This window comes from Frankia sp. AgKG'84/4 (genome assembly GCF_023242965.2).
In the GTDB taxonomy this organism is placed as follows: domain Bacteria; phylum Actinomycetota; class Actinomycetes; order Frankiales; family Frankiaceae; genus Frankia.
This window is the reverse complement of record NZ_JALKFU020000733.1, coordinates 1-523: the sequence shown is the minus strand read 5'-3', so window position 1 is coordinate 523 and position 523 is coordinate 1. Positions and strand designations below refer to the sequence as shown.

Sequence of the window (523 nt, the reverse complement as noted above, 5' to 3'; positions counted from 1 at the left end):
GGTGCGGCGGCACCGGGCCGGCGCGCCCGGCGCGGACGTCGGCCGTGGCTGCGTCGATTGCGCGGATGACCGCGTTCGACTTCGGCGCCAGCGCGAGGTGGATGACCGCCTGGGCCAGGGCGAGGCGCGCCTCCGGCAGGCCGACGAGATCCAGGGCCTGGCCGGCGGCGACGGCGACGGCGAGCGCGCCCGGGTCCGCCATGCCGACGTCCTCGCTGGCAAGGATGATCATACGACGGGAGATGAAACGGGGGTCCTCGCCCGCCTCCAGCATCCGGGCCAGGTAGTGCAGCGCGGCATCGGCGTCGCCGCCGCGCATCGACTTGATGAACGCGCTGGTGACGTCGTAGTGCTGGTCGCCGGAGCGGTCGTAGCGGACCGCCGCGCGGTTGACGGCCTGCTCGAGCACGTCGACGTCAAGCACGGCGACGTCCCGATGCCCACCCGCTCCGCCGGCGTCCACGGCCTGCGCGGCCTCCTCGGCGGCGGCGGCGGCAGCAGCGGCGGCGGCAGCGGTGTCGGC

At 75.7% G+C, this 523-nt stretch carries 1 protein-coding gene; it reads right to left on the bottom strand.

Annotated elements, in window-relative coordinates:
* The coding region (locus MXD58_RS24850; protein ID WP_518478678.1) for an AAA family ATPase at nucleotides 1–523 on the bottom strand (523 nt) is incomplete at both ends.